The sequence below is a fragment of the Acinetobacter sp. MB5 genome (assembly GCF_003261585.1).
GTDB lineage: Bacteria > Pseudomonadota > Gammaproteobacteria > Pseudomonadales > Moraxellaceae > Acinetobacter.
In genome coordinates, this window is the sequence record NZ_POVU01000001.1 from 393,533 (window position 1) to 418,814 (window position 25,282).

Genomic DNA, 25,282 nt, shown 5'->3' on the forward strand with positions numbered 1-25,282 from the left:
GCCAATGCGTCAATTCAAATTGGCAGGTTGATGTTTAGTCCACCGCGCCTTGTGGCTTTCTGAGATTCAGCATCCATAACATGATCTGTAATGCCAAAATACTTAAAACCCAAATAGGCATTAAAAAATACAGCACCGCTAAAACCAGTAAACTGATTCCACGCTGTACAGAATTGGCAGACTGCCACAAACGTATCACCTGACGATTGAGATGCTGCAAGGTTGAACGTGCTTGTGCATAGCTCCACCATGCCCGATAAGCAAAAACCACTAACCCCAAAATCAAAGCACCACTGAGGACCAAGACCAGTTGATTGACCCAGCCAAACAGCACCCCGATATGGGCATCAACGCCCCAACGGGTCAACTTGGCAGACAGTGGAAACTTGGCAAACTCGATTTGATCGACCACTTTCTGTTGCTGCATATCCACCGCAATCGCATCGACTTGTACAGGCCAACGATGACGCATTTCTTCAATTGTCCATGCTTTGTCACTGCTATAGCTCGGTTTGATTTGCAAATATTCTGAAGTCAGTCCATTTTGCTGTGCCAGTTTTTCAATCACATCAAAATTTTTCAAAATCAGTGGTTGCGGCTGAACTGACATGGGCATCGACATGTGATGTTCTGCGTGAGCGTCCATCGGCATAGACATCGACATAGGGCTGAGTTGAGTATTTAGAGTTGGCGTATCGCTGTTTGCCAAATGTCGCAGTTTGGCAATATTGGCCCCTGCCCAGTTTGACCATGTCAGCCCTGTTGCTGAAAAAAACAGCAGCATTGGAAACACACTTAAACCTACCCACGCATGCCAGCGCAAGTTCTTTTGTCGCGCATGTGCTTTACTGACTTTCATCTGCTGACGCTTTCGATACCACTGCCATAACCCAGTCAATGCAAAAATCCCGAGCCAACTGGCTGCCAACTCACTGTAGGCACGCCCAAATGTACCGAGTAGCAAGTTGCGATGTAAATTATCTAAAAAGGTACGAATTGGCAGTACACCACTGGTGCCATACACAGGTAATTGTCCTTGTACGGCAAGCGTATACGGATTAATAAAAACCGCATGGCTATGTTCAGGATCATTCGGATTGAGATACAAAACCCGTGTGGTTGCATTGGGTTGCGGTGCAGGACGTACAGCCGTAATGATCGCTTGTGCAGGTAAAACCTTTTGTGCAGCAGCCACTTGTAGACTTAATGCTTGTTCCGACTGTGAAAGATCATGCACGGCAAAGAGCTGCTTTTGATACACTGCATGTTCAATCTGTGGTGTCAGTGCGTAAAGCAAACCTGTCAATGCAGCAATAAAAATAAACGGCGCAACCAACACTCCAAGCTGGACATGCAAGACATGTAGCAATTGATTGGAAAAGTGAGTTTGCGATGAATTTTTCTGCATAAAACAGCCCAGAACCTTCAGAAATAGGCTGCATCTTATCAATCTTGTGCTAGGCTGTGTACCTTTTTCGGGGAATGCTGGAACTTGGATTAAGTCATGCAGCGCTATGGTTTGTTTTTCGGCTTGATGGCACTTTTGCTTCAAAACCTTGTGTTTTGGCAGGTCGCTATGCCTAAAAGCATGCAAAACAACATGATTTGTGAACAGATTAGCGTTGCACTTGAACAAAGCAGCATGTCCATGTCACAGATGCATATGTCTGCGGCTGAGCATTCCCAAATGCAAAAACAACATGACAAAATGTTGCAGCATTGTCACTTTTGCGAGTTGTTCCATCACCTCTCGCCAATCACTGAGCCGAGCTTAACGCTCATCGAAAACAAAATTCTGGTTCGCCTGATTGTTTTCGCTGCGCTCAGCTATGTGTTTTTCTATCTACGCCGTTTATTCCTCTGCCCCCAAGGTCGAGCACCGCCTTTTGCCTTCAACTTTGCATAGTTTTGTTTAAGCGAAAAATTTTTCGCACACCGTTATTTTGCTTTTGTTGAAAGGCTTCGTTATGCCACGTATTTTTTTATTGCACCCTTTAACTTGGGGAATTCTTGCTGCGTCTATTGCTGTGACAGCTCATACTGCCGATCAGGTGAGTGACTCAACCACCATTTCAGATTTACCCATCATTACCGTATCTGCCGAAAAACAGGATGAACGACATTTGTCCTCTCAGGCAATCACCCAGTTCAAACACAACTTGCTAGAAGTGCCCTTTACCAAATCGCATGTTTCTGAAAAAGATATTCAAAACTACAACATCCAGCGGGTCAGCGATGCACTGGCTTTGGTGAATGGCGTGATGTATCAGGACAGTTATGGCGGCGGTTTTTGGGATAACTATTCATTTCGTGGCTTTAGTACCGACCCCAACATGGGTACGATGTACATGCGTAACGGTTTAAGTTCTCTGAGTGGGATTCATGCGCCCTGTGACATGGTCAACATCCAGTCGATTGATTTTCTCAAAGGGCCGATGGCAGCCATGTATGGGCAAGGTGCGATTGGCGGAATCATGAACATCTCCACCAAGCAGCCTGAGTGGCAACCCAAAACCGAAGTTTCTGTCAGTGGCAGCACCGAACAACAGTATCGTGGTTCAATCGATACCACAGGTGCAATCAATGATGTACTTGCCTACCGCTTAGGTGTGGCGTATGAAAATAACCAGAGCTTCCGTGATCATGTGGACAATCAACACGATTACATTGCGCCACAACTGGCATGGAAAATCTCCGATCAGACCCAGCTCAATCTCGATACCGAATTTGCAAATTATCGCGGTGTTTTTGACCGTGGCATTCCCATGGTCAACGGCCAGTTTGGGAACATTCACAGTTTCTACGGTGAACCTAGCGATGGCGATATCAAGATTAAAGATCAGATGGTTCAGATACGCCTGAATCATCAGTTTAATGACAACTGGGACAGCACCACCGCACTAAGTTATGAACACGGCGAACGTGAAGGCACATCGACCGAGATTTCATCGATCAGTAGCGACGGTCTAACGGCTAACCGTTTCCGTCGTTATCGACATTTTGAAACTGACACCACCCAGTTTCAGCAGATTTTACGTGGAAAATTCAGCACAGGTTCGATTCGCCATGAAGTCGTTGCCAACGTTGAAGCGGGTCACTACACCATCGACCAGTTACAGTTAAGAAGTGCATCTGGGGCAAGTAGTCCGATTAACATTGCCAATCCTGTCTATGGTCAGACGATTTTACCACTGACCCGTACCACAAAATACAACCAAGAAACCCAAGACATGTTGGGGCTCAACTTACAAGATCAGATCTTCCTGAATGATCAATGGAATGTGGTGTTGGGTGGGCGCTATAACCGTTTACAACAGCAGATTGATGACTACCGCACGGGGATTTCTGCCAAACAAACCTTCACCCCATTTACCCCACGCGCTGCGATTAATTATCAACCGACTGTAAAATGGTCGTTGTATAGCAACTGGGGAAAATCGTTTGAACTCAACACAGGCTTAGACAAGAACAATCAACTCTATGATCCTGAAAAAACCGAAAGTTGGGAAATCGGCACGAAATATCAGTTCTTGCCAAAAAGCTGGTTGGGGCTGACGTATTTTAATCTGGATAAGCACCACTTACTGACTGAGGGTATTAGCGACAGTTATGTGGATAGTGGGCATGTACAAAGTCATGGGCTTGAAGTCGAATTGCAGCATCAACTCACCGAAAATTTACGGATTAACGCTAACTACACCTTAACCCATGCGTCAGTGATTGAAAGTGAAGTCGATGTCAAAGGTGCACGCCTGAAAAACATTCCAAAACATACGGCGAACCTGTCAGCAGATTATCAGTTCCATATTGCAGATTACCCTGCGGGACTGGTGGGAAATATTAACTACTTTGGTCACCGCAGCGCGAATTACATCGATAATGGCACAAGCTTGCCTTCATTTACTGTGGTGAATGTTGGTGGTTATCTCTTGCCACGTCCAGATGTTCGGGTGCAGCTCAATATCAGCAACCTGTTTAACCGCACTTATTATGTGTCGAGTTATACCAATTACTGGGTTCAACCAGGTGAGCCGTTAAAAGCAACACTCACTTTAAACTGGACATTCTAAGTTTTGGTTTTGCACGCCATCTTGATGGTGGCGTGTATCTGAATAACTTAGGCTATTTACCCCAAATCCGTTCCAAGGTATTGAGCCAGTTTTCTCGACATAACTGATGAATCAGATTTTCACTATAACCGCGTCGCTGCATGTGCTGCACAATCTTTGGCAAACCTGTCACATCTTCAAGTTCCTGACTGATAAAACCACCATCAAAGTCTGAACCAAAGCCCACGTGCGCTTCTCCGACATGTGCCATCAAATATTCAATATGATCCAGAATCACATCAAGGGAGGTCTCGCGATTACGCTGACCATCCTCACGTAGAAATGCGGTATCGAAATTTACCCCGATCATGCCTTGCGTTTCCTGAAAGGCTTTGAGTTGATGATCGGTCAAATTACGTGCTTGTGGACATAAGGTATGGGCATTGGAATGCGTGGCAACCATCGGCTGTTGCAACAGTTCTGCCGTATCCCAAAAGGCACGTTCGTTCATGTGCGATACATCCACGACCATGTGCAGTTCAGCACAGCGCTTCAGCAACTGTTTACCTAAATCGGTCAGCCCTGCACCTGTATTCGGTGAATGTGGAAATGCTGCTTTTAAGCCATGACCAAACAGACTTTGTCGGTTCCACAATGGGCCAATGCTGCGTAAACCCGCCTGATAAAACACATCTAACAATTCAAGATCTTCAGCAATTGCTTCTGCACCTTCCAGATGCAGCACCACTGCCAATTTCTGCTGTTCAATACACTGACGAATTTCTGTCACACTGGTACAGAGTTTCACCTGCTGCCGAGAGTCTGCAACAATCTCTTGTAAAATCGCCAGTTGTTTCAGGCAAATGCTTTGCATGTCCTGCAGGCTAAACTGATCGGCTTGCAAATCAGCCAGTTTATGAGGTGCATGCTGCTGCACATATTCAAAAGGTGGTACAAATATGGCAAACAAGCCACCTGCAAAACCTGCCGTTTGGCAACGTTGTAAATCCATTTCCCCTGCAAGGCGTTGTTGTAAAAATGCCTGAGCAGGGTTGGGGGAATCGCTCAACCATAAGCGTGTCAGCACGTCATTATGACCATCAAACACCAAACTCATGATGATTTACCCTCAAGTTGTTGCACTTGGATTCGGGTTAATTTTTTGGAATTACGCGGATTTCTAAATTGCAGTTGCTCAAAGGTCAGTGGTTGCTCGCTGTCAGCCCGTGCCTGTTCAATCAAATGATGCTGTGACGATTTACCACAGACTGGATCTGGCTGGCTGGCATCCCCTGTCAGCATAAAGGCTTGGCAACGGCAGCCACCATAATCTTTGCCTTTTTCATCACAGCTACGACACGGTTCTGGCATCCACGCATCACCACGGAAGGTGTTAAAACCTGTGGATTGATACCAAATCTCTGACAAGCTTTGCTCTCTGACATTCGGAAACTGAATCGGTAACTGACGCGCAGCATGACATGGCAAAGCTGTGCCATCGGGCGCAACGGTCAGGAAGATTTTGCCCCAACCATTCATACAGGCTTTGGGACGTTCCTCATAATAATCGGGCACCACAAAAATCAATTTGCAAGGATGGTTTTGCTGTTTGAGTTTGGCACGGTATTCATTGGTAATTCGTTCTGCACGAACCAGTTGTTCTTTGGTCGGCAATAATCCCTGACGATTTAAAAATGCCCAACCATAGAACTGACAAATCGCCAATTCCACCGTATCGGCTTCAAGCTCAATACACAGTTCAATAATTTGATCAATCTGATCAATATTATGCCGATGAATCACAAAGTTCAGCACCATCGGATAATTATACTGCTTGACCAAACGGCTCATGGCATATTTCTGCTCAAAAGCATGTTTGGAACCTGCCAAAGCATTATTCACCGTTGGATCACTGGCTTGGAAACTAACCTGAATATGATCTAGACCCGCCTGTTTCAGCGCGGCAATGCGTTCTTCAGTCAGGCCCATTCCCGAAGTGATCAGGTTGGTATAAAACCCAAGCTGATGCGCATGCTGAACCAGTTGCTCCAAGTCCTGACGCACCAAAGGCTCACCGCCCGAAAACCCCAATTGCACTGCCCCCATCTGACGTGCCTGATCAAACACCCGACACCATTCTTCAGTGCTGAGTTCTTGCTGATATGCGGCATAATCCAGTGGATTGGAACAATAGGGACATTGTAACGGGCAGCGATAGGTCAGCTCTGCCAACAGCCAAAGCGGTAAGCCAACACCCTCAACCATGTAGCTCAATCCAGTGTTGTTGCTGTGCCACGAGCATATAATCCACCACGTCCTGCTCAATTTCGGCAATATCGCCAAACTGCTGTTTCAGTGCGGTCACAATGTCTGCCACAGAACGCTGTCCATCAATCTGCTGTCCAATCGCGGCGGCACTACCATTGAGTGTGATCATACCTTCAGGGTACAAAATCACATGGGCATTTTGTGCCACTTCAAACTGGAAGCGGTAGCCTTGTCGCCATGCAGGCACTTGCGTTAAGTCAAAATCCATTTTTTCGCTCACTTAAACAATCCTGTATGCCAAACGCGCTGCTCAGTCACACTATGATACGGCGCCTGATTGTGTACATAGGCCAACGTCAGTGCATCTAAAATCGTCCATAAAATGTCGAGTTTAAATTGCAAAATTTCCAGCATGCGTTGCTGCTCAGCATAGCTGGTAAATGATTCAAGGGTAATGCTCATACCATGTTCTACATCACGGCGTGCCTGACTCAAACGGGAACGAAAATACTCATAGCCTTGGTCATTAATCCACGGATAATGCTGCGGCCACGAATCCAGACGCGACTGGTGAATCTGTGGTGCAAACAACTCGGTCAATGAACTACTGGCCGCTTCACGCCACGGCGCACGACGGGCAAAGTTAACATAGGCATCCACAGCAAAACGCACGCTTGGCAGTACCAGTTCTTCAGACATCACCTGCTCACGGGTCAAGCCGACTGCTTCTGCCAAGCGCAACCATGCTTCACGCCCACCGCCATCAGGAAAAATACCATCCTGATCAATCATGCGCTGAATCCACTCCTGACGCACATGCTGGTCAGGGCAATTTGCCATAATCGCGGCATCTTTCAGTGGAATATTAATCTGGTAATAATAGCGGTTCGCCACCCAAGCCTGAATTTGCTGCTGCGTAGCTTTACCTTCATACATCATCACATGAAATGGATGATAAATATGGTAATAACGCCCTTTATCTAAAATCGCCTGCTTGAACTGTTCAGGGCTCATTGCCTGTGTTTGCTCTGTCATTATTGCCCCTTAAAGTTCAATCTGCATGCCATCAAATGCCACTTCCACACCATGCGCCTGTAACTCGGCACATTCGGCAGATGCTTCATTTAAAATCGGATTGGTATTGTTAATGTGGATATATACCTTGCGCGGTTTGTCGAGCTGATCCAGATAAGACAACGAACCACCTTCACCACCAATATATAAATGCCCCATTTCACGCCCAGTTTTCTGACCAACGCCACATTGCTGCATTTCATCATCTGACCACAGTGTTCCATCAATCATCACGCAATCTGACGCTGCCATAATCTGCATGATCTCATCACTGATTTTTCCAAGCCCAGGTGCATAGAACAGTTGTTTTTGTGTTTTAAGATCACGAACGATTAGCGCGATATTGTCACCGTCGTGCGGATCATGACGATGTGGAGAATACGGCGGCGCGGCACTGCGAATAATCAGGGGTTGAAATTCCAATTGATCAAACCCTGTAATTTGAAAGGCTTTTTTTGGATCAATCAAATGATGCTGCAAACCACCATTCCAGTGTTTCAGCATATTGAAAATCGGGAAACCAGTGGTCAGGTCTTGATGAACCATTTCGGTACACCACACATCCATCGGGCAACCTTCACGCAAGGTTAAAAGCCCTGTAGTGTGATCCAGTTGGCTGTCCATCAGTACGACACTACGAATACCTGTATCACGCAATTTACGTGCAGGTTGTGCCGCTTTAAAATCAAAAAGTTGCTGACGAATGTCAGGAGAGGCATTACACAAAACCCAGTCAACTCCATTTTCGGAAATGGCAATTGAAGACTGAGTACGCGGTTTAGCCTGAATCGTTCCTTGGCGTACACCCGAGCAGTTGGCACAGTTACAGTTCCACTGTGGGAAACCACCACCTGCTGCTGATCCTAATACATGAATATACATAATTTTTAACTTTTATAAAGAGATAAGCCCTAGTAAATCTAGGGCTTATAAATTGACTATAAACAGCGAGGCTTAGCGCGCTTCAAAATACATAGTCACTTCAAAACCAATACGGATATCAGTATAAGCAGGTTTAGTCCATTGCATTGCAATTCCTCCAGGTAGTATTTTTGCAAGACTGCTTAGTCTTTAGCAAAACTTTATAAAAGACTAAGGTCGCATTGTAACGAAAATTTTTCAAGGTGCAAATTGGCGAAAACTACACTTGTTGTAATCTCATGCATATAGATACAAAACACTACACAAGCTGGTTAATTTTCACATGATGATAATATTAAGTAAAAATTAAGCCAATCTTAATCGTGCAATTTTTCACCACAATGTGGGCAATACTTATAATGTTTCAATTCTTGTTCTTTCTCTTCCAGTAATTTTTCTCGGATGAGTTGCATTTGAATTTCGTGGATTTGTTCTTTTCGAAGCCCAACTATACGTCCTATTTTCTGTATTTCTTTTTCATCATTCACCAAATCCAGATCTTTTTCGATAATGAGTTCCCGAAATTCTTGTTCAAGGCGTTGTTTACGAACATTCAGTTCATTGGCCAAACCCGTTGCTAAAATACCTGCGGGTAAAGCCGCAAGTCCCACCCCGAGAACCATAATCACCGAACCGAGCAATTTTCCTGCATTGGTCACAGGAGTCACATCGCCATATCCGACCGTGGTTAATGTGACAACCGCCCACCACATGGCCTGTGGAATGGAGCCGAAAACCTTCGGCTGAGCATTATGTTCAAAGACATAGACACCCCCTGCTGCCAGAACGATCATAATCATTAAGATAAAGATGACGGCCTGAAATGAGCCTTTCTCACGTTCAATGACATTCAACAGAATTTGTAATGACACAAAATAACGTGTCAGTTTTAACAATCGTAATAAACGAAGGATTCGTAAATAGCTCAAATCCATATGCACGAAAAAGTTGAGATATGCAGGGAAAATCGCAATAAAATCAACGATAGCAGCTCCACTTAACAACCAACGACATCGCTGCTTCCATGCAGGGATTTCAGCATCTTTTTCAACCACACTCCACAGTCTCAGCAAATATTCAATTGTGAACACACCAATTGAAATATGCTCAAAGCGATCAAAATAAAATGCATGTTCCTGATAAACATGATCGACGGATTCAACCAGAACCGCCGCGACATTTGCAATGATCATGGTAATCAGCAAATAGTTAAAATAACGGCTTGCAGGCGTGTCGTAATCAGGATTATGAAGCACGTTATAGCAATAGCGACGTGTGCGACGATAGTAAGCTGAAACTGTCATAGCAAAGGCGCAGTAAAATAAAATTCGATATTAGCAAATTCCATATAAAGTTTGAGGAATTTTATATGAGCTATGACGATGGTCTAGATTTACGGTAACGTCTTCTCCCACCCCACAAAATCTTTTATGCTGTCAGCAGTAATTCGTTTTGAGCCTATACATGACAAATAACAATAAACAGCTCGTGGTTCTTGGTAGTATCAATGTCGATCATATTTTAAATGTGGCTGCTTTTCCCCAAGCAGGACAAACCATTACTGGACAACATTATCAATTGGCTTTTGGCGGAAAAGGTGCAAATCAGGCCGTTGCTGCTAGCCGCAGTGGTGCGAACACGACTTTTATTGCCTGTTTAGGAAATGATGCTATTGCCGATGATATTTTGATGCAATTCACTCAAGATGGTATCGACATACAATCTGTTCACAAAGTCCCTGAACAGACAACAGGCGTTGCCCTGATTTTTGTCAATCGTGAAGCTGAAAACTGTATTGGAATTTTCTCTGGGGCAAATGCCTGTTTAGACAAAAATTATGTGCAGAAACATGCGGATCACATTCGTCAGGCAGATGCTTTATTATTACAACTAGAAACACCATTGGACAGCTTGATTGAAGCTGCAAAAATTGCAAAGTCAGCAGGAAAAATGGTGGTGCTCAACCCTGCCCCAGCACAGACTTTACCCACCGATTTTTTGCAACAGATTGACCTCATCACCCCCAATGAAACGGAAGCTTCACAGCTCACAGGAATACAGATCAAAGATACGGCAAGTGCTGAACAGGCAGCACAAATCCTTCATGACAAAGGTATCCCGAACATCATTATTACTTTAGGTGAGCATGGCATTTGGCTCAGCCAAAATGGACAAGGCCAACACATTCCTGCGTTTAAAGTTCATGCGACTGATACAACGGGTGCGGGTGATACCTTTATGGGGGCACTGATGACAGCACTATTTGAAAATCAAACTTTACTTAAAGCCAGTTATTTTGCCAGTGCAGCAGCAGCATTAGCCGTAACCCAAGCAGGTGCACAGCCTTCCATCCCTTGGCGAACTGAAATTGATGAATTTCTAAAATTGAAAAAACCCAAATAAAAACAAATCGGCTCATTTCAGTCACCCTTCCTGAAATGAGCCGATTCATCCAATCAAAGTCATTACCCAAGTGACTTTGACCTTATGTATTCAGTGTATAACCGATGAGTCACAAATGTTGCCCGATTTTTTGGTTTTTTATTCGTTTAACAAAATAAAAATAAAGTATATTCATATTTTTAAGATGATTCTTCCGTAGTTTAATTCATGAACAGCACAGAATATACACTTGACCAGATTGACCGAAAAATTTTATCTGCATTACGCTCAAATGGACGTTTAACCGTTGCACAGCTGTCAGAGGTCGTTGGTTTATCCTCCTCCCCGTGTTGGACGAGATTAAAAAGACTCGAATCACTCAAAATTATTGATGGCTATACCGCAAACATCAATCCCAAAGCGATTGGGATTAATGAACTGTTTTTTATTGAAATTACTTTAGAACAGCATGACGATGAAATTCTAGAACAGTTTAGTCAAGCACTCGCGGATATTCCTGAAGTGATTGAAGCGCATCTCGTGACTGGTGATTATGATTATCTAATTAAAGTTGCTGTTAAAAATGCCGAGCACTATGAAAAATTTCTTAGAAAAAAATTGTATTCGATTAAAGGGATTCGGCATACCCGTTCTATTTTTGCCTTACGACCTCTTAAGCTTGAAAATACCGCTGATCTGATGCTGATTGATTAATTCTCAATATTATTTATGGCTCATAATTGAAATAATTAGTGAGTCATAATTTTCTTAATCCTATTGTTTTTTAAAGTTTTTGATTGGAAATGAATCAATATTTAGTACTTAGTTTCTTCCTTTCATCACTTCGTCGCCATTTTTCATCCATTTGTCGCCAAAAATAATTACCTTTACTAACATCAATATAAAATTTTAATAAATGTTATAGGGGAACAACAATGAAGCGTCATCATAATCAGAAAGGTTTTACATTATTAGAGTTGATGGTCACGATTGTGATTATTGCAATTTTGACAGCAATTGCGATACCACTTTATAAAAAATATGTGATTAAGTCTCATGTTCGCTCTGCGATGACCGATTTAACGTCATTAAGCTTAGTGGTTGAAAATCTTTATCAACGCAACCTGAAATATATTGCTACAGCTTCAGGTACATCTGCTAGTACATATATTTCAACAAACAATGGTATTACATGGAATCCTGCTGAAAGCGCAAACTTTACTTATACCATCACTGCAACTACAACAACATACACGCTTACAGCTGTAGGTATTACTGGCACAATGAATGCTGGGTGTACCTTAACACTGACCAATACCAATACCAAAACGATTACTGATAGCAGTACAGGTTGTGGTGGGCTTACATCATGGTAGAACGAGATCAAAGAGGCGCAACACTAATTGAGCTGCTCGTCGTTTTGATCATTGCAGCCATCATTGTTGGTGCAATTACACCAATAGGTCGATCTTGGGTAGCAACCGCGCATGTTTCAAAAGCACAGTCGGTTCTCACTCAGGCATTTAATAAGGCAAAAACTGAGGCACTTAAAAATCCAAATAAAGTCTTAACTGATGCAACTAATCCAACGGTAGCTACAATCACGGTTAATAATACGGCAAAAACTATCACTGTCAGTGATAGTAGTAGTACAACCATTTGGAGTGATTCATTTGATAGTGATGTGACGATCACACTTGCAACAGCTTGTAGTTCAAAAATTTTACTCAATAATACAGTGCAGTTTTTAAATTCATCTACACCCACAACAGTCGACAATACCTGCTCAAGTTATACGATTGCTGCTAGCACTGCTCAAACTGTTACTGGCGTTTTAAGGTGATTGATCATGAGAAAAAATAATGGTTTCACTTTATTAGAAGTTCTGATTTCGATGGTCTTATTAATGGTGATTGGTTTGGGCGGCGCCTATCTATTAGGACGTGCTAACTTCATTCAGCGAGATATGAACATTCATTTACTGACTGTCAGTCAAATGCGTTACATGCTGCAAAATGGCAACTGTACATCAGCATCAAGTATTTCCATCAATAGTACTTCAGTACTAACACCATGTACGACTAACTCTTCTGTAACTTATACAGTCACAGGAACTGGCTTATCAACAGGTGGAACCTCAACTGTGACAGTAAGTTCACCGAGCGTTCAGGTTTCCTCGACAGATACAACCACAACCTCCCTGATTCCAATTCCAATCAAAATTAGTCCATGAGGAAATAACTATGAAAAATCCATTATTTTCTCAAAAAGGGCTTTCACTGGTAGAAGTATTGGTTGTTTTGCTTCTATTCACAGTCATTGCACTGGCTATTTTAAGAGCTTATGTTTCTGTTGCTCATGTCGCTGGAGATTCTGCTTCAGGTGCAAAAACAGATAGTAGTGTTATGTTTGGTCTGGCAACTGCCGATAAAATTTTACAGGGTATCGGCTATGGTGCCAACTCAGATACAACTTCTTCCTATGGAACAACGCTGCGTGCTTATGACAGTACTGGTACAGCTGTTTCCACGGGTACAACAGCAACTAGTCTGGTCTGGAAATCTGATACCTCTACTTGTCAAGCATTGATTATCAGTAACAAAGATAACCCACTCAACTCAAGCTCAACAACGCATACAGGTAGTGGATTATTTTATTATGGTGCAGGTTATAGCTGCAGCAGTTTAGCACTGCCTACTTCCACTACAACTTCTGAAACACCGACAGTACTCATTCCAGTCAGTGACACCAATGTCGCTATGGCAAGTTTAAAAGTCATTACAACAACCAGTTGTAACCCATATAGTGTGACGAACACGCTGACGAATGGTGGTGCATATGCAGTCGTACTTACTGCTAATGTTTATGCAGGCAGTGGTACAACACAAAATCAGGTTAACAATCAAACCTGTTTGTTTAACTTTAGGTAAGTGGTGGAAAAATGATGAATCATCAAGATACTCTTGTTCCTAAATCAGAAATTCACCACCAACGAGGCGTTGCCTCATTGCTATTTATTCTGCTGGTTGGTATTTCTCTGGTTATTATTGTATTGGGTGTGTTTTTAAGCTTAAGAGGATTGCAAGACTCAGCAATTACCTCACATGCACAAACCCAATCTGAAGAAAAGACTATGATTGGCGTTAAAGCCTTATCCTCTTTTTTATACTCCAAAACAGACACCCAACTTGCTGCCATTACTGGTGGAGCAATTACTGATACCAATGGAACACTAACTGGGACTGCTGGAACAAGTGTAGCAACTTACACTAAATCAGCTACATGCCCTACAAGCAGTACCACAACTCAATACTGTTTTGATGTGACTGCCAGTAGTGGAGGTGCTTCTTCAACGATACGGTCGGTTTATCAAAGAGCAACTATTGTAGGTTCAAGCACACTTACAGGATCTGTATTCGCAGGGGGGCTCATTGTAGGGGGTAGTGCATCATTAACAGGTAATAATGTAAGCATTTCTGTTGGTGCACAAACAGACAGTAGTGGTAACGTGACTGTAGCTGCAGGTAACGTAACAGATACTTCAGGGAAAGTTATTAACTCCAGTTTAAGTGGTATTACAGTATCAGCTTATACATCTGCTACATTTATTACAGCAGCTGATCTAAAATCTTATGCAAACTATCAATTTACAACTTCTGGTACGACTGCTGTCTGTACTAAGCTAAATGTTTATAATTCAAGTGGTTCTACATGCTCTGCTCTTTCTACCTTGGGAATCACACATAATACTGATGGAACTTGGGAAATTACCGATCCAACATTACTTCCCGTCGGTGTGTTATGGTTTGATAATGCTGTCACTATTGACCTTTCTTCAACAGCTCCTTTAGTGAATGCTATTATTTCTACTGGTAGTATTACGGCAACAACTTCGAAAGCTGGTACTTATTATAGTTATGCACCTTATTACTATTATGAAACCAATACGACTTCTTTAACTGTATTAGAGCGTGTATGTCACGGGACTACAAAATTAGATATTCCTACCCAATACTGTAACTCTGATGGTTCATTCAATACTTCAGCTATTGCGGGGTTTCCTGGAAGTCTTGCCAATATCCTATTTTTAACCAATAACACATTAACCCTTGATGCCGCAAATACTAAAGCCACTCTGGACTTTTACGGCAATATAATTGCCTCTTATGGTGCAGGTGGAACAGGAAGTGCATCTGGTAAATTTACAGGTACAGGTAACATTAATATCACAGGTAACTTGGTTATTGCAGGATCTGCAACAACAACCATGCAAGGTAACATTACTATCAATTTAGCAGACAGTAGTGCGACGAGTTCTTCTGTAATTCCAAGTGTAACCTATGCGAATGGTTTAAGGTTTATTAAATACATGTAAACTTAGTACATTAAATAAAAGAGATCATCAAGTTAACTGATGATCTCTTTTTTATTTAATCTATCCAAAATCTTAGAATGAATATTTCATCCCTAAATTAAGCCCCCAATCTTGTGCTGAATGATTGGCAAACTCTCCATTGGCACTTGCCCATGCAGATAAATTTGAAGAATATTGTGTCGTTAAACCAAGGCTTGCTGTACCCCAGTTTTTATCGGGTGTATAACCAGTCAGAACAAAACTACCTCCCATTGTATTTAAACCAGAACGAATACTATGTGAGTCGGCTTGTGCATCATGATTCCAAGCAATTTCAGCAAATGGAGACACTTTGATGTCCTTGTACATCCAGTCACCTTTTAATCGCCAGCCAAGACTTGAAACAAAAGAATCACGTTGTTGTTCGCCAAACCACATGGCTGTACTGTCTGCACCATGTTCAGCGAAATCATTCACTTTAATGGTTTGCCACTCTAGATGTATAAATGGTCCTGTTTTCAGCTCATTTAAATTAAACCACCATCCCCCATCTACGCCACCACCAACATGGTAGCCTTGAGCATCTGCTTTTTCTGTACGCTGCGCAGCACCAAGCTGAATATTACGTTTAATATCAGTGAAATGTAGACTTCCCGCATTGGCAAAACCACCAAGATAAGCATTACCAATATGGTAAATTCCATACCCCAATCCACTAACATCAAATAACTTATAACTGCCTTGGCCAGAGAAAGTCCCATTTTGCTGGTTTAAACTCATTGCTACACCCACCGAGAAATTCGGGTTAATTTGAGTATCTGAACCAAAAGTAAAGTTGGCATTGTTACTGCTCAGTTCAGGAGAACTGTTCGAGGATTTGAGCTTTTGATGGTTGTAGTCCAAGTTAAAGAATACACGGGTTTCTCCACCATCAGCATCTGTCAGCATTTCGTTTTTAATTGCACGATATTGCGCTTTGGTAATGATCAATGGAACTTCTGAAAGTAGTGACATTTGACCTGGTGCGGCAAGCTCAGACAATACCGCTTGTGCCAATAAACGGTGCGTGGCTGTGGTTGGGTGTACTCCATCGGCAAATAAATAGCTTTGGTCTGTACCTGCTGCATAGGTATAAGTTGCACCAGATCCTGCGGGGCCACATGCCACAGATGACGAACCCACACCACAAGCTTCATTGGTCACATTGCTAAAACCATAGGCTGTAGGATTGGCAACCACTTCATTGAGCAACCCATAAACATTGACAGGGACAATGTTAAGGCCAGATGCACTTAAGCTAGTTAATCCATTACTTAAGTTATAGTTATAAAGTTGAGATAAAAGCGTTAAATATCCAGCGACTGTTGTGCCTTCTTCAAGTGCTGAAGGCGTTAAACCCATATTCGGTAAGTTATAGACCACCACATAATTTGCACCAGCCTGTTGTAAGGAAGAAAGTAAACTCAATTCCGAAGTTGCTGCTGTGGTTGTTCCAGTGATCAGCTCCGCTTCGGTAATTCCCGATGTACCAATCAGCCCAAAAATATCATTTGCCCCACCCCACATTTCATATAAGGTATTAGGATCGGCTGTTCCTCCCGTTGCACTTAAATATAATGATAGCTGTTCTTGTAAAGTTGGAATTCCACTATAAAGACTATTAACAACACCAGCACCTCCCCACGCAAAATTTGTACCGCCTAATATAGAAGGTGATGTCGTTGTACCCACGCCTTCAGCCACCAATTCTGCTGCGGTTTGTCCTGGGTTAGTTGTATAACGCGCTTGTGTCGTTCCTCCTGTTGTATAAAGTGAAACATTCCCTCCATCACTCAGACTATCACCAAAGATTACGACATTATCGAAAGTTGTTGCCTGAGCTTGTGTGGGTCCAAACCACATCAGACTGGTGGTGGCAAGCCATAATAATTTCCTTATCTGCATTGCTCTATCCTCTGAACTAAACGATGTTATTTTTCTTAGAAATTGCACGCTTCATGCTTTTGCAATACGTTTATGTATAGCATATTCCAATATATTATCTTTGTTTTATTTCTTGGCTTTCATGATATCACCAGTCAAAAACGTTGTGCCTTTAAGCTAAACTGTATCCTGAAAAATGATGCTAAAATGTTCATGAACAGCGTAATCACCATCAAAACAAAGCATTCTATATATCAAAAATTTAAATAAAATCATCACACTAAATGCAAAAACAAGGGGTATAATTATGGGGTTTAAACCACTTCCAGCCGCAATCGCCTGTTTACTGACTTTTCTCATCTGGCTTGTTATTCCAATACCGAAGGGTGTTAGCCCAGAGGCATGGCATTTGTTTGCCATGTTTGTAGGTGTCATTGCAGCAATTATTGGAAAGGCACTTCCGATTGGTGCCATCGCCATACTTGCTATTATGTTGGTCGGCCTGATGCGAGTCACCAATGACTCACCTAGTGAAGCCATTAAAGATGCACTCAGCAGTTTTGCCAATCCACTGATTTGGCTAATTGGCGTTTCGATCATGATTTCTAAAGGTCTTAAAAAAACTGGATTAGGCGCTCGCTTAGGCTATTTATTTATCGCAGTTTGGGGAAAACGCACCATTGGCATTGGTTACAGCATGGTGCTGTCTGAATTGATTCTTGCACCAGTCACCCCAAGTAACACTGCGCGAGGCGGTGGAATTATTCACCCGATTGTACGTGCCATTGCAACTAGCTACGATTCCGACCCTGAAAAAGGCACGCAAGCACGCATGGGGAAATATCTGGCACTGGTGAATTATCATGCCAATCCGATTACCTCTGCCATGTTTGTTACCGCAACCGCACCGAATCCTTTGGTGGTCGATCTGGTGGCTAAAGCCACACATAGTCAAATTTCCTTAAGCTGGAGCACATGGGCGATTGCGATGCTGCTTCCTGGACTTGTTGCATTGGCAATCATGCCACTGGTGCTGTACTGGATGTATCCGCCTGAAGTTAAACAAACCCCAAATGCGGCTCAGTTTGCCAAAGATAAATTAAAAGCCATGGGAAAGATCAGCCTACATGAAATTATTATGCTCATGATTTTTGGCATTTTACTGTTTTTATGGGCAGGCATTCCCGCCATGCTATTGGGTTCAGCATGGGCTGTTGATTCCACAACCACAGCGTTTATTGGCTTGTCTTTATTGCTACTCACAGGTGTACTGACTTGGGATGATGTCCTGACTGAAAAAAGTGCGTGGGATACCATTACATGGTTTGCGGCTTTGGTAATGATGGCCACTTATCTCAATAAACTTGGGCTGATTCAGTGGTTCTCAGGTCTATTAGGTACACAAATCGGGCAACTTGGCTGGAGCTGGGCGCCTGCCTGCTTATTGTTGATGCTTGCATATTTGTATGCCCACTATATGTTTGCCAGTACTACGGCGCATATTACTGCAATGTTTGCCGCATTTTATACCGCAGGTATTGCACTTGGTGCACCACCGATGTTGTTTGCATTAATGATGGCAGCAGCTTCTAGCCTGATGATGACACTAACCCACTATGCCACAGGGACTTCCCCTGTCATTTTTGGATCAGGTTACACCACGCTTGGTGAATGGTGGAAAGCGGGTTTTGTGATGAGCGTTGTAAATATTGTGATCTTTCTCGTAATAGGCGGTGTGTGGTGGAAAATGCTGGGTTATTGGTAAGCTAATCAACCCAACATTTTCAACTTTTGGCTTCATCTTAATTCTTTTGAGATGAAGCCTGTTCAGGCTGCCAACCTCCTCCAAGTGTTTTGTAAACACTCAACATATTTTCAGCCTCAGACAATCGTGCTTGGATTAATTTATCCTGTAAATTTTGCGCATTGATTTGTGCTAACAAGACTTTATCCAACGTGATATTGCCAAATTTAAAGAGTTGATTGGCTTTGCTCACTTGTGTATTCGCTTGCAGGCTCGCTTGAGACAAATGGCGGTTTTGCTGATTGAGACTGCTTTGTAGCTGATAGGCACTATCGACTTCGGCTAAAGATTTCAACACCAGTTGATCATAGTGTGCCAATGCCGCCTGTGCCTGTGCATCATGAACTTCAATATTGCGCTGAATCCGACCCGCAGTAAAAATCGGTAAACTGACCCCCATACTCACCAGCCCGCCAAAACCTCGAAGTTCAGGTGCATCGCTATCGAGTCGAATCTGACCTGTTTGACCAATAAACTGAATTTTAAATCTGGGCAACAGATCTGCTTTGGCACTGGCAAGCTGTGCACTTGAAGCCTGAATTAAAGCATATTGCTGACGAACATCAGGTCGGCGATTCAACACAGACAATGGTGTTTCACCATGAGGTAATTCAGGAATGTGATTTAAAATATCAACCGATTTCGGCAAATGAAACTGCTGTGGTAACTGCCCTGTCAGTACGGCCAAATTCCGTTGATAAGCATCGGCTTGTGCCTGTAATGTTGCAAGTTGAGCCTTTAAACTTTCACGTTTAATATCGACATCTCGCACATCATAATCTGTGACTTGCCCTGCTTTAAAGCGACCATCAATATAACGGCGAAGTTCGCTCAGACTCGCCAAAGTACTTTGCCCAACCTGAATCCGCTTTTGTAGACTCCGCACTTTGAAATAATTATCGGCAATGTCACTCGCCAGTAACATCTGCACTGCATACCACTGCTGAGTCACCGCCATGCTGGCGTATTTTGCAGCATCGGCATCACTGCGTTTACCACCAAAAATATCAGGCTCCCAACTGGCAGCAAAACTGGCATGTTCACCATAACCTGTTACATTGATATCGTCACTGGCTAAGCCTGATGCACCAAGCCCCGATAGCATGGTCTGTGTTTGAGAACTGAGAGGATTACTCAGTTCAGCATGATGCCCCTCTACACCTGCAGAAAGACCCGCAGTTGGACCAAGATTTGCCAGTGCCAAAGCGGCATTAGCGCGCGCTGCTTTTAAGTTTGCCCGAGCTGCAGCCAAATCATGATTATTTTGCAAACCTTGCTGAATCAGTTGGGTCAACACAGGATCATGCCATGCTAACCACCACCGGGATAGATCAGTTTGATCAGGTGCTACGGTAACTTGTTCAAAAGTCGCAGGTACACTGACCTTCGAATCCAGTTTGACATTTAAAGGACTACAGGCACTCAGCAATAGACCTGAAATCAGCATGCTTAACAGCATTTTTTGCATTTTATTGTTCTCCAAAACTTTAGCCCTGATTTGCCAACATGGAACGAAACCGTTTCAGCGCAAAAATTAAAAATATGCCGCCCATTGCACTCATTGCTAACAACTTTTTCCAGACGATGCCTAAACCTGCATTGCGAAACAGGACTTCTTGCCCAAACTGCATATACAAGGTCACAGGTGAATAGAAGGTAATCTGCTGAATCCAGTCTGGCATACTTTCAATCGGTGATTCGGAACCCGAGAGTAAACGAGTCACCATATAAATCGGTAGGCACAGCAAGCCAAATTGCGGCATGGTCGGTGCTACCGTGGCTAGACAAATCCCCAATGAAGACACTGAAAATAGATAGATAGCTGTTCCGAGCACATACAAACTAATCGAACCATTGATCGGAACTTTTAACCATGTATGTACCACCAACCATAGAGACAACAAGGCAGACAAGGTAATCACTAAACCATTGGTGAGAATCTTGGAAATGGCAATTTCACTGGCATGCACAGGCATCACCAGCAAATGCTCAATTGTGCCGTGTTCTTTCTCACGAATGACGGCTGCGCCCACCAAGATCATCGCCAGCAAAGTAATATTATTGAGTACCTGAGCCACCCCTGTGTACCAGTGCGTTTGTGTGTTGGGGTTATAAAAAACCTGCACCATCGGCGTTAAGGGCAGCAAATCTGTCGGGGACTGATGCTTAAATGCGTTCACTTCATTTTGAATAATCTGATTGAGATAGGTTGTGCCTACCCCTGCCTGTGTGACAGCCGTTGCATCGGCAAGCACTTGGATTGAAACAGCATGATTTTGTGCAACATCTCGCTCAAAGTTCGCAGGAATAGTTATGACAAAAACATATTCACTTTTATCCATAACCTGATCGACCTGATCGGGTGAAATACTCACAGGCATTTTAAAATATGGCGCTTGCAAAGCATCTCGAATCCGAAAAGATAATTGAGAGTGATCTTCATCGATAATCGCCACAGAGGCATTCCGCACTTCAGTGGTAATCCCTGTAGATACGGCATAAACAGCTACAGTCAGAAACACCACAATCAGTCCAAGTAAAATCACATCATTAAACAGACTTTTGAGTTCCTTAAGACTGAGAATCCAGACATTTTTAAGCCAACGTAACATGCTAGACCTCCTGCTTTTTCAACACGATGCCCGCGACAAATACATAGACCGCAGCAAAGCCAAACAAGACGAGGTAATACCCTAAAAAGTTCTGGAAACTTAAACCTTTGGTGAAGCCACCCAAGCTGATCAACTGAAACCATGAAGTCGGAAAACACCAGCCAATCCAGTAATTCAGCCCTGTCAAAGTAGACAGTGGGAAAAATAATCCTGAAAAATTGAGTGCAGGAATCATGGACAGAATCGCTGAACCAAAAATTGCAGCCACTTGAGATTTCACAAAGCTGGAGATCAGTAACCCAAATGAGGTTGCAGCACAGATTAAGGCAAAGGCACCGAGCGCCATTGCAAAGAAATTACCGCGTACAGGAACACGTAGCACCACAACAGCCAGCCACACCAGAATTAAATAACTGCACATGGCCACAGCGATATAAGGCAACTGTTTGCCAATCAAAAACTGCCGCACCGATGCTGGTGAAGTATATAAATTGGTAATCGAACCAATTTCACGTTCGCGAACGACCCCGAGAGCCGTCATCATCACAGGAATCAACATGGTCGCCAGCATGATCATGCCAGGAGCCATTGCATAAATGCTTTTAAAATCCTGATTATAAACATAGCGTGGCTGGAGCTGTACCAAGTTTGCAGCGCTGAGTGAATACCCTTTTTCTGCGAGTTTGTCATTTAAGTAACTGGTTAATATGCCTAAAATAAAACCTTTGGTGTTTTCTGCAATAAAAGGCAATGAACCATCAATATAAAAACCGACCTCAGGTTTTTCTTTTCGCATTAAGTCCTGCCCAAAATGCGGTGGAATATCAATTACCAAACGGGCTTGTGAACTTTTTAATGCTTCATCAATCTGATCACTACTGTCTAAATACTGGGTAAGTTTAAAATAACTGGATGCTGAAAAGTTTTGAATCAGCTCCCGACTTTCAATAGTCTGGTCTCGATCCAGCACAGCAAACTGAATTTTTTTGACATCAAAAGAAACACCATACGCTGCTGCCATCATCAAAATAACAGGGCCAATCAAGGCAAAAAACAGCCGAATTTTATCTCGGTATAACTCTTTGGCTTCACGTACTGCAAAAGTCCAAACGGTAGCAAACCAGTAGAAAATGCCTTGCACTTGCGCCGAGTTAAACGCTGTCAAATGGGTTAAATCCGAGAATTGATGCGCTATTTTTTCTTCATCTAACTTCTTAGGCTGAGTAGACTGCTCTTGCTCTGAAGCAGTTTCTAAATACGCAATGAAGGCTTCTTCCAAATCGGTCGTCTGTTGCTGCTGACAAAGTTGTTGAGGTGAACCCACTGCCAACACTTGCCCACGGTGCATAAACGAAATTCGATCACAACGTGCTGCTTCATTCATAAAATGGGTTGAGACAAAAATGGTGATTCGGTCATCTCTCGACAAACGCAGCAAATGTCGCCAGAACATATCGCGTGCCGCTGGGTCAACCCCTGAGGTCGGTTCATCTAAAATCAGAACTTCAGGATGATGCAAACATGCTGCTGCCAGTTGTAAACGTTGACGCATCCCCAAAGAAATGGCACTTGGATTGGTTTCCGCAATGTCTTGCAAATCAAATTCAGCCAAAGACTGATTCACCCGCTGGCCAATCTGCCCTTCTGGCATTCGATACAGCTTTGCATGCAACACCAAGTTTTGCCTGACCGTTAACTCTTCATATAAAGAAAATGCCTGAGACATATAGCCCACTCTTAAGCGGGTGTTCATATCCGACGTTTCAATATGTGTTCCAAGTAACTTTGCCGAGCCTTCCGTGGCTTCAAGTAAACCCGTCAACATTTTCATGGTGGTGGATTTACCACAACCATTTGAGCCTAAAAAACCAAAAATTTCACCGCGTTCAATGGTGAAATTCACATGATCCACTGCGGTAAAATCACCGAATTTTTTGGTCAAGTTGACCGCTTCAATCGCAGGCGGTGAATTGTCATCTTTAACAAAAGGAGTCAGCTGCAAGCTATTTTCATCGATCTTTTTATCATCAGGTAATAACTGAATATAGGCTTGCTCTAAAGTTTGGCTTTGAGTTTGTTTTAAAACCTCTTGAGTCGGCGCACTGACCAACAATTTGCCATCGTCCATTGCCAGCAAATATTCAAAGCGTTCTGCTTCATCAATATAAGCGGTCGAGACAATCACCGTCATGCCTTGATTTTCGTGACGCAAGCTATCAACCAGACTCCAGAACTGCCGACGTGATAATGGATCTACACCTGTTGTCGGCTCATCTAAAATCAGCAGTTCAGGTTGATGAACCAATGCACAGCATAAACTGAGTTTCTGCTTCATTCCCCCAGAGAGTTTTCCTGCTGGACGATCCACAAAAGCCGCTAAACCTGTTGCCTCCAGTAATCGCTGAATATGTGCATATCGTTGCTCACGTTGCAGCCCAAACAGTCGTGCATGAAAGTCGACATTTTCATAGACTGACAAAGTCGGATAAAGATTGTGTCCCAAGCCCTGCGGCATAAACGCAACTTTATGCGAAAGTTCTTTGAGCTGTGTTTTTTTGGAAAGGTCACATCCTAAAACTTCAATATGACCTGTTTGAATGACTTTAATGCCCGCAATCAAACTCAATAAAGTTGACTTCCCGACACCATCTGGGCCAATCAGTCCCACGGTTACCCCTTTGGGAATCGCTAAGCTGACAGCATCAAGTGCCTGTATCTGATCATATCGATGGGATACAGCTTGAATAAGTACCGCATTTTCTACAGTCTCAGTGGTTTGTAGTTCTGACATCAGATGCCTCCCTCATTACAGATGAGGCAGCTGAATTGCCCATTGTTTTGGCCAGCTTTTCTGCTGATCTATTCGCACGTAACCATTGCCTGTCATGCCGCCTTTAAGCAGCAGGTTATAACGCATGGCAATATTGCTTGGAATCGCCAGTTTAACCTTGTACATCAATTTTTCACGTTCATCACTGGTTTCAACATACTTCGGTGTGAACTGAGACTGGTCTGCAATAAACTTCACTTTTCCAGGAAAAACCGCATCTAAACCATCAAGGATGATTCGAGCTTCATCGCCAACTTTTAGTTTACCAATGGTCGCTGTCGGCATAAAAACGGTCATGGTCACATCGCTTGGATCAAGTAAAGTGACCACTTGTCCGCCTGCTGCCAATACATTGCCCACTTCGGCAATCCGATATTCAACTCGCCCAGCTTTCGGTGCACGAATTAACATGTCCTGATGGGTAGAGTCTGCTGAATGAATTTGCGCCTGCGCTTGTCCAACTGCGGCGATGGCTTCCGCTTTAGCCGCTTGTGCTGCTTTGACCGCAGCGACCTCAGCAGCATAAGCTGCCTGACGTCGATCCAATTCTGCTTTTGAAACCAATGCTTGCTGATATAACTGTCGAGTATTATCCAAATCTAACTTGGCGACTTTCTCCTGCTGCTGCCGTGCCATAACTTCAGCATCGGCTCGCGCAACCGTTTCTTGTGCCCGATTTTTACCTGCCTCTGCGGCCATGACTTGACTGTTGCTTTGCTCTGAAGACAACTGTGCCAATACGGCATTTTGCTGAACAGTGTCACCTTCATTGACAAAAATTTGCGTCACTCGCCCAGCATATAAAGTGGCGACATCGAGACGTTGCAATTCTAAACGCCCATTAGAGCCAGCAAACCCTTCAGGGAGTTGATTTTGACTCTTATAATTTACCCAAACCGCAACACCAATCAAAATAGCGACCGCGACAACAACCAACACTTTTTTCAGCATGATTTGTTACCTGTTTATTAAATCATTTAAATTTATAAATATTTGTAATGATGCTGAGTGTAGACCCTCTATTGGGCAATATTAAATCAGTAAAATTGATAAGCCTGATACAGC

At 43.2% G+C, this 25,282-nt stretch carries 23 protein-coding genes; 10 read left to right on the top strand and 13 right to left on the bottom strand.

Annotated elements, in window-relative coordinates:
- Positions 1-34 precede the first annotated feature (34 nt).
- Entirely contained in the window at positions 35-1,408 is a 1,374-nt protein-coding gene (locus C1A47_RS01940) for a PepSY-associated TM helix domain-containing protein (protein WP_111891863.1), read from the bottom strand.
- A gap of 96 nt (positions 1,409-1,504) precedes the next feature.
- Here C1A47_RS01940 and C1A47_RS01945 point away from each other — a divergent pair, with 96 nt between their 5' ends.
- Positions 1,505-1,906, top strand: coding sequence for a DUF2946 family protein (locus C1A47_RS01945; RefSeq protein ID WP_111891865.1), 402 nt, complete (start codon positions 1,505-1,507; stop codon positions 1,904-1,906).
- A gap of 61 nt (positions 1,907-1,967) precedes the next feature.
- Complete coding sequence (locus C1A47_RS01950) at positions 1,968-4,070, top strand: TonB-dependent receptor (protein WP_111891867.1); 2,103 nt, start codon at positions 1,968-1,970, stop codon at positions 4,068-4,070.
- A gap of 52 nt (positions 4,071-4,122) precedes the next feature.
- Here C1A47_RS01950 and C1A47_RS01955 read toward each other — a convergent pair whose 3' ends face one another.
- The 7 genes from C1A47_RS01955 to C1A47_RS01985 all read right to left on the bottom strand — a co-directional run bounded on the left by C1A47_RS01955 (position 4,123) and on the right by C1A47_RS01985 (position 9,616).
- Positions 4,123-5,166 carry a dipeptidase gene (locus tag C1A47_RS01955; protein ID WP_111891869.1) on the bottom strand — a complete coding sequence of 348 codons (1,044 nt, stop codon included), beginning with the start codon at positions 5,164-5,166 and terminating at the stop codon, positions 4,123-4,125.
- Positions 5,163-6,314: a pyrroloquinoline quinone biosynthesis protein PqqE gene (pqqE, locus tag C1A47_RS01960; RefSeq protein WP_111891871.1), complete on the bottom strand. Its 1,152-nt coding sequence runs from the start codon at positions 6,312-6,314 to the stop codon at positions 5,163-5,165. Before pqqE ends, C1A47_RS01955 begins: the two co-directional genes overlap by 4 nt.
- Positions 6,307-6,585, bottom strand: coding sequence for a pyrroloquinoline quinone biosynthesis peptide chaperone PqqD (gene pqqD, locus C1A47_RS01965; protein WP_111892193.1), 279 nt, complete (start codon positions 6,583-6,585; stop codon positions 6,307-6,309). Before pqqD ends, pqqE begins: the two co-directional genes overlap by 8 nt.
- 8 nt (positions 6,586-6,593) lie before the next feature.
- Complete coding sequence (gene pqqC, locus C1A47_RS01970) at positions 6,594-7,352, bottom strand: pyrroloquinoline-quinone synthase PqqC (RefSeq protein ID WP_111891873.1); 759 nt, start codon at positions 7,350-7,352, stop codon at positions 6,594-6,596.
- A gap of 9 nt (positions 7,353-7,361) precedes the next feature.
- Positions 7,362-8,273, bottom strand: coding sequence for a pyrroloquinoline quinone biosynthesis protein PqqB (pqqB, locus tag C1A47_RS01975; RefSeq protein ID WP_111891875.1), 912 nt, complete (start codon positions 8,271-8,273; stop codon positions 7,362-7,364).
- Between the two features lie 72 nt (positions 8,274-8,345).
- Positions 8,346-8,420 carry a pyrroloquinoline quinone precursor peptide PqqA gene (gene pqqA / locus C1A47_RS01980; RefSeq protein WP_111892195.1) on the bottom strand — a complete coding sequence of 25 codons (75 nt, stop codon included), beginning with the start codon at positions 8,418-8,420 and terminating at the stop codon, positions 8,346-8,348.
- A gap of 209 nt (positions 8,421-8,629) precedes the next feature.
- A complete protein-coding gene (locus tag C1A47_RS01985; RefSeq protein WP_111891877.1) occupies positions 8,630-9,616 on the bottom strand; it encodes an ion transporter in 987 nt (328 codons plus the stop codon).
- A 160-nt stretch (positions 9,617-9,776) separates the two neighbouring features.
- Between C1A47_RS01985 and rbsK the strand changes: the two genes are divergently transcribed.
- The 7 genes from rbsK (at position 9,777) to C1A47_RS02020 (ending at position 15,069) form a co-directional block, all read left to right on the top strand.
- Positions 9,777-10,715 carry a ribokinase gene (rbsK, locus tag C1A47_RS01990; RefSeq protein ID WP_111891879.1) on the top strand — a complete coding sequence of 313 codons (939 nt, stop codon included), beginning with the start codon at positions 9,777-9,779 and terminating at the stop codon, positions 10,713-10,715.
- A 207-nt stretch (positions 10,716-10,922) separates the two neighbouring features.
- Positions 10,923-11,408, top strand: a complete 486-nt coding sequence (locus C1A47_RS01995) for an Lrp/AsnC family transcriptional regulator (RefSeq protein ID WP_111891881.1) — start codon at positions 10,923-10,925, stop codon at positions 11,406-11,408.
- Between the two features lie 221 nt (positions 11,409-11,629).
- Complete coding sequence (locus tag C1A47_RS02000; protein WP_111891883.1) at positions 11,630-12,070, top strand: type IV pilin protein; 441 nt, start codon at positions 11,630-11,632, stop codon at positions 12,068-12,070.
- The gene (locus C1A47_RS02005) at positions 12,064-12,537 is read left to right on the top strand and encodes a Tfp pilus assembly protein FimT/FimU (RefSeq protein ID WP_111891886.1); all 474 of its coding nucleotides are present in this window, start codon (positions 12,064-12,066) and stop codon (positions 12,535-12,537) included. Before C1A47_RS02000 ends, C1A47_RS02005 begins: the two co-directional genes overlap by 7 nt.
- Before the next feature lie 6 nt (positions 12,538-12,543).
- On the top strand, positions 12,544-12,927 hold the full coding sequence (locus C1A47_RS02010) for a type II secretion system protein (RefSeq protein WP_111891888.1): 384 nt from the start codon (positions 12,544-12,546) through the stop codon (positions 12,925-12,927).
- Positions 12,928-12,937: 10 nt separating this feature from the next.
- Positions 12,938-13,624, top strand: coding sequence for a prepilin-type N-terminal cleavage/methylation domain-containing protein (locus tag C1A47_RS02015; protein ID WP_111891890.1), 687 nt, complete (start codon positions 12,938-12,940; stop codon positions 13,622-13,624).
- A gap of 11 nt (positions 13,625-13,635) precedes the next feature.
- Positions 13,636-15,069 (top strand): hypothetical protein, encoded by a 1,434-nt coding sequence (locus tag C1A47_RS02020; RefSeq protein WP_162625906.1) that lies wholly within the window; start codon positions 13,636-13,638, stop codon positions 15,067-15,069.
- A 72-nt stretch (positions 15,070-15,141) separates the two neighbouring features.
- On the opposite strand, the gene C1A47_RS02025 is transcribed toward C1A47_RS02020, so the two are convergent.
- Entirely contained in the window at positions 15,142-16,992 is a 1,851-nt protein-coding gene (locus C1A47_RS02025) for an autotransporter domain-containing protein (RefSeq protein ID WP_111891894.1), read from the bottom strand.
- A gap of 286 nt (positions 16,993-17,278) precedes the next feature.
- Here C1A47_RS02025 and C1A47_RS02030 point away from each other — a divergent pair, with 286 nt between their 5' ends.
- Complete coding sequence (locus tag C1A47_RS02030; RefSeq protein WP_111891896.1) at positions 17,279-18,736, top strand: DASS family sodium-coupled anion symporter; 1,458 nt, start codon at positions 17,279-17,281, stop codon at positions 18,734-18,736.
- Positions 18,737-18,773: 37 nt separating this feature from the next.
- On the opposite strand, the gene C1A47_RS02035 is transcribed toward C1A47_RS02030, so the two are convergent.
- From C1A47_RS02035 to C1A47_RS02050, 4 genes are read right to left on the bottom strand one after another with little or no spacing between them, the layout of a single operon-like run.
- Positions 18,774-20,243, bottom strand: a complete 1,470-nt coding sequence (locus tag C1A47_RS02035) for a TolC family protein (RefSeq protein WP_111891901.1) — start codon at positions 20,241-20,243, stop codon at positions 18,774-18,776.
- A 19-nt stretch (positions 20,244-20,262) separates the two neighbouring features.
- A complete protein-coding gene (locus tag C1A47_RS02040) occupies positions 20,263-21,387 on the bottom strand; it encodes an ABC transporter permease (RefSeq protein ID WP_111891905.1) in 1,125 nt (374 codons plus the stop codon).
- 1 nt (position 21,388) lies between these two features.
- Positions 21,389-24,178, bottom strand: a complete 2,790-nt coding sequence (gene rbbA / locus C1A47_RS02045; RefSeq protein WP_111891907.1) for a ribosome-associated ATPase/putative transporter RbbA — start codon at positions 24,176-24,178, stop codon at positions 21,389-21,391.
- Between the two features lie 15 nt (positions 24,179-24,193).
- The gene (locus C1A47_RS02050; protein ID WP_111891909.1) at positions 24,194-25,168 is read right to left on the bottom strand and encodes an HlyD family secretion protein; all 975 of its coding nucleotides are present in this window, start codon (positions 25,166-25,168) and stop codon (positions 24,194-24,196) included.
- Between the last annotated feature and the right edge of the window lie 114 nt (positions 25,169-25,282).

Coding starts and splice junctions, on each gene's coding strand:
- C1A47_RS02020 (WP_162625906.1), top strand. CDS start 13,636: ATGATGAATCATCAAGATACTCTTGTTCCTAAATCAGAAATTCACCAC.
- C1A47_RS02005 (WP_111891886.1), top strand. CDS start 12,064: ATGGTAGAACGAGATCAAAGAGGCGCAACACTAATTGAGCTGCTCGTC.
- rbsK (WP_111891879.1), top strand. CDS start 9,777: ATGACAAATAACAATAAACAGCTCGTGGTTCTTGGTAGTATCAATGTC.
- C1A47_RS02035 (WP_111891901.1), bottom strand. CDS start 20,243: ATGCAAAAAATGCTGTTAAGCATGCTGATTTCAGGTCTATTGCTGAGT.
- C1A47_RS01950 (WP_111891867.1), top strand. CDS start 1,968: ATGCCACGTATTTTTTTATTGCACCCTTTAACTTGGGGAATTCTTGCT.
- C1A47_RS02015 (WP_111891890.1), top strand. CDS start 12,938: ATGAAAAATCCATTATTTTCTCAAAAAGGGCTTTCACTGGTAGAAGTA.
- C1A47_RS01940 (WP_111891863.1), bottom strand. CDS start 1,408: ATGCAGAAAAATTCATCGCAAACTCACTTTTCCAATCAATTGCTACAT.
- C1A47_RS02040 (WP_111891905.1), bottom strand. CDS start 21,387: ATGTTACGTTGGCTTAAAAATGTCTGGATTCTCAGTCTTAAGGAACTC.
- C1A47_RS01995 (WP_111891881.1), top strand. CDS start 10,923: ATGAACAGCACAGAATATACACTTGACCAGATTGACCGAAAAATTTTA.
- C1A47_RS01985 (WP_111891877.1), bottom strand. CDS start 9,616: ATGACAGTTTCAGCTTACTATCGTCGCACACGTCGCTATTGCTATAAC.
- C1A47_RS02030 (WP_111891896.1), top strand. CDS start 17,279: ATGGGGTTTAAACCACTTCCAGCCGCAATCGCCTGTTTACTGACTTTT.
- pqqB (WP_111891875.1), bottom strand. CDS start 8,273: ATGTATATTCATGTATTAGGATCAGCAGCAGGTGGTGGTTTCCCACAG.
- C1A47_RS01945 (WP_111891865.1), top strand. CDS start 1,505: ATGCAGCGCTATGGTTTGTTTTTCGGCTTGATGGCACTTTTGCTTCAA.
- pqqE (WP_111891871.1), bottom strand. CDS start 6,314: ATGGTTGAGGGTGTTGGCTTACCGCTTTGGCTGTTGGCAGAGCTGACC.
- C1A47_RS02010 (WP_111891888.1), top strand. CDS start 12,544: ATGAGAAAAAATAATGGTTTCACTTTATTAGAAGTTCTGATTTCGATG.
- C1A47_RS01955 (WP_111891869.1), bottom strand. CDS start 5,166: ATGAGTTTGGTGTTTGATGGTCATAATGACGTGCTGACACGCTTATGG.
- rbbA (WP_111891907.1), bottom strand. CDS start 24,178: ATGTCAGAACTACAAACCACTGAGACTGTAGAAAATGCGGTACTTATT.
- C1A47_RS02050 (WP_111891909.1), bottom strand. CDS start 25,168: ATGCTGAAAAAAGTGTTGGTTGTTGTCGCGGTCGCTATTTTGATTGGT.
- C1A47_RS02025 (WP_111891894.1), bottom strand. CDS start 16,992: ATGCAGATAAGGAAATTATTATGGCTTGCCACCACCAGTCTGATGTGG.
- pqqD (WP_111892193.1), bottom strand. CDS start 6,585: ATGGATTTTGACTTAACGCAAGTGCCTGCATGGCGACAAGGCTACCGC.
- pqqC (WP_111891873.1), bottom strand. CDS start 7,352: ATGACAGAGCAAACACAGGCAATGAGCCCTGAACAGTTCAAGCAGGCG.
- C1A47_RS02000 (WP_111891883.1), top strand. CDS start 11,630: ATGAAGCGTCATCATAATCAGAAAGGTTTTACATTATTAGAGTTGATG.